The following is a 4,206-nucleotide window of genomic DNA, read 5'->3' on the forward strand; positions in this document are numbered from 1 at the left end:
CCTCCACCCTGGCCCCGCCACACCCCGTGAATCCCCCGGCCAACGATGCCACCAGCGCCCGGCGCAACGATTCCGCCGGCGCGTTCCTGCGCGCCTGCACGCGCGGCGTGGCGGCAGCCGTGCGCCACCCGTTCTGGCGCGGGCTGGGCCGCGCGCTGGTGCGGCTGGCGCTGGTGCTGGCCGCGCTGGCGCTGGTGGCGGGCCTGCTGATCCGCTTCGTGCTGTGGCCGCAGGCGTCCACCGCGCGCCAGTGGCTGGAAGAACGCGGCTCGGTGGCGCTGTCGGCCAAGGTCAGCATCGGCGCGCTCGATACCTACTGGGACGGCTGGCACCCGGCCTTCCGCGCCCGCGGCCTGCGCGCCGTGGACCGCGAACAGCGCGTGCTGCTTGCGGCCGCCACGCTCGACGGCAAGCTGGCGTGGCGCTCGCTGTTCAGCATGAACCTGCAGTTCGTCAGCCTGGGCGCGACCGGCACCGACATCCTGGTGCGGCGCACGCCCGAGGGCCGGCTGCTGGTCGGCGGCATGCTGGTGGACGCGACCGGCGGCCAGCAGGACGACGATCGCTTCCTGGGCTGGCTGATGTCGCAGGGGCGCGTGGCGCTGTCCGACGGCAAGCTGCGCTGGCTGGACGAGAAGGCACGCCTGCCCCGGCTCGATATCGGCGAGATCCGCCTCGACACCCGCCGCGACGGCGCGCGCCATACGGTGACGCTGGAAGCGCGCTCGCCTGCGCTGGGCCCGAGCCCGCTGGTGGTGCAGTCCTCCTTCAGCAACGACTACCTGCACAGCGCCGGCAACTGGCGCTACTGGACCGGGCAGGCCAGCTGGGACCTCGGCCAGCTGCAGCTGCCGGTGCTGCAGCGCTACCTGGCGATATTCGAGCGCGCCGCCAGCGGCACCTTCAGCACCGACGGCAGCATTGAATTCCGCCAGGGCCGCATCGTGCGCAGCCAGACCCGGCTGCGCGCCAGCGGCGTCGACCTGCAGCTGGCCGGCGCCTCCGCCCCGCTGCGCCTGGCCAATGCGCAGGCCTTCCTGCTGCACCGGACCGAACGCGACGGCAGCAACCTGCTGACCGTCGACACCCTGCTCTGGCAACCCCAGCCCGCCAGCGACGACGAGGGCACCCCCGCCGACAGCACCTGGCGCGAAGGCATGCGCAAGGTCACCCTCGGCTGGGCCACCGGCAAGGACGGCACCCTGCGCAAGTTCTCGCTGAAAGCGCCCACGCTGGACCTGAACACGGTGCGCGCGGCGGCCAGCTCGATGCCGCTGGACACCGCGGTGCTGCGCCGGCTGCGCGCGCTGCAGCCGGCGGGCCACATCGACAACCTCAACGTGAGCTGGAGCCGCGAGCGCGCGGGCATGCTCGAGCGTGGCGGCGGCAGGCCTCTCTACAGCGTGCAGGGCACGCTGCGCGACGTCTCGGTCAACGGCCAGCCGGCCGTGCCCGCGGTGGACGCCAGCGGCCACCCGCGCCTGGGCACGCCTGGCTTCTCGCACCTGTCCGGCACCTTCTCCTTCGATGACCAGCAGGGCAATGCCCGCTTCGAAGGCAACGGCGCGGCGCTGGTGCTGCCTGGCCTGTTCGAGGAGCCGCGGCTGCCGTTCGACCAGATCGGCGGCGAAGTGCGCTGGACCCATGCCGGCGGCAAGCTCGCGGTCACGCTGGACGGCGTGCGCTTTGCCAATGCCGATGCGGCCGGCTCGGTGCGCGGCACCTGGCGCGCAGGCGGCGACGGTGTCTCCGGCATCGCCGACCTGAGCGGCGACATGACCCGCGCCCAGGTGGCGCGCGTGCCGCGTTACCTGCCGCTGAGCATTCCGGCCGGCACCCGGCACTACCTGGCCGGCGCGCTGGCGGGTGGCGAAGCTGCCGGCGTGAGCTTCGTGCTGCGCGGCGACCTGGCGCATTTCCCGTTCCATGCCCCGCACGAGAAGGCCGGCGAGTTCCGTGTCGAGGTGCCGATCGAACACGTCAGCTACCAGATCGCCCCGCACCAGACCGCAAGCGGCACCACCACCGGCGCGCAGGCATGGCCGACCTTCACCGACATTGCCGGGCGGGTCGTGTTTGACCGCGGCGGCATGACGTTCCTGGCGAGCCGGGCCACGGTCCACGATATCCCTGGCGTCACGCTGCTGGACGTCAAGGGCCGCATCGACGACCTTGGCCCGCGCGGCAAGCTGATGATCGACGGCGGCGCCAGCGGACCGGTACAGGGCTTCCTGCGCTACATCAACGCTTCGCCGGTGCGCGAATGGACCGGGCACGTGGCCGATGCGGCGCAGGCCCACGGCAACGGCGAACTCAGGCTCAAGCTCGACATGCCGCTGGAACACGCCGATGCCGCCAAGGTGGAGGGCCGCTTTCGCTTCCTCGGCAACGATGTCGTGCTCAGCCCGCAGCTGCCGCAACTGGGCCACGCCAACGGCACCATCACGTTCAATGAACACGGTTTCGGGCTGGAGAACATGCGGGCCCGCTTCCTCGGCGGCGAGATCCGGCTCAGCGGCGGCACCCAGCCTGACGGCGCCACGCACGTCACCGCCAGCGGCAGCGTCTCGGCCGCCGGGCTGCGCGAGGCCGCCGCGGGCTCGGCGCTGGCGCCGGTGGCCGCGCGGCTCGAAGGCAGCACCAGCTACAGCGCCGTGATCGCCACGCGCGAGCACCAGCTGCAGGTGCAGCTGAGCTCCGAACTGAATGGCATGGCGATCGGCCTGCCCGCGCCCCTGGCCAAGGCTGCAGCGCAAGACCTGGCGCTGCGCGCGGACCTGCGCCCGGCCAGCGCCCCGGGCCGCGCCGGCACCAGCGAGCTGGTGCTGCAGCTGGGCCATGCGCTGAACGCGCGCTACCTGCTGCGCCGTGACCAGGGCGGCGGCATCGACGTGCTCGCCGGCGCCATCGGCGTGCAGCAGGCGGCGCCGCCGCCCGTGGCCGGCGTCAGCGCCGCGGCCACCTTCGACCAGCTCGATATCGATGCGTGGCGGGCGGCCTTCGGCGGCGGTGCCGGCAGCGCGGGCCCCGCCGAAGCGCCCTCGCCCTTCCTGCCTGGCCGCATTGCGCTGCGCGCGCGCGCACTGCACGCCATGGGCCGCAAGCTCGATGAGGTGGTGCTCGACGCCAACCGCGAGGCCGGCGGCTGGAACGCCAAGATCGACTCGCGCCAGGTGGCCGGCGCGGTGCAGTGGCGTCCGGCCGGGCCCTCGGCCACCGGCTCGCTGCAACTGCGCCTGGCGCGCCTGAACGTGCCCGATGCCAGCGACGAGCACAACGTGGTGGACGCGCTTGCCGGCAGCATCGACGAGCTGCCCGCGATCGACCTGGTGGCCGACCAGTTCATGCTGCGCGGGCATGACTTCGGCAAGCTTGAAGTCAAGGCCCATACCGGCACCAGCGCTGCCGACCCGGTCTGGACCCTGGACAAGCTGCAGATCGAGCAGCCCGGCGCCACCCTGACCGGCAGCGGCAGCTGGCGCGTGCCGCGCCGGCTGCGCGCCGACGCCAATGCCGAGCGCCGCACCCTGTTGTCCTTCAGCATCGATGTGCGCGATGCCGGCGCCACGCTCGACCGCCTGGGGCTGGCACACACGCTGAGCGACGGCAAGGGCAAGCTCGAAGGCCGCGTGGCCTGGCGCGGCTCGCCGCTGTCGATCGACTACCCGACGCTGTCCGGCAAGCTGTCGCTGGACCTGGAGAATGGCCAGATCCTGAGCGTGGACCCCGGCGCGGCGCGGCTGCTGGGCGTGCTCAGCCTGCAGGGCCTGCTGCGCTTTGCCACGCTGGACTTTCGCACCCTGTCAGGCCGCGGGCTGGTGTTCGACCGCATTGCCGGCACCGGCACGATCGAGAGCGGCGTCGGCACGATCCAGGACTTCGAGCTCAGGAGCCCGCAGATCATCGCCAGCATGAGCGGCACCGCCAACCTGCTGCGCGAGACCCAGGACCTGCGCGTGGATGTGGTGCCGCGCATCAACGCCACCTCCACCTCGATCGCGGCCGCCTTTATCAACCCGGTGCTGGGCATCGGCACGCTGGCCGCGCAACTGCTGTTTGCCGACGAGTTCTCCAAGGTGTTCACCCAGCACTACCGCATCAGCGGCAGCTGGGCCAACCCGCAGATCGGCAAACTGGAGGACAATAAGGCGCAAGCCCCGACCTTCCAGAACCGCGCGGACCCCGCCCTCCCGCGCTGAGGAAAAC

At 72.3% G+C, this 4,206-nt stretch carries 1 protein-coding gene; it reads left to right on the top strand.

The genetic code is table 11. The features are described from left to right. The first annotated feature begins 26 nt into the window (after positions 1 to 26). Positions 27 to 4,199 carry a YhdP family protein gene (locus AC3WON_RS30965; protein WP_492353464.1) on the top strand — a complete coding sequence of 1,391 codons (4,173 nt, stop codon included), beginning with the start codon at positions 27 to 29 and terminating at the stop codon, positions 4,197 to 4,199. The last annotated feature ends 7 nt before the right edge of the window (positions 4,200 to 4,206 follow it).

The sequence above is a fragment of the Cupriavidus sp. FW305-46 genome (genome assembly GCF_058787075.1).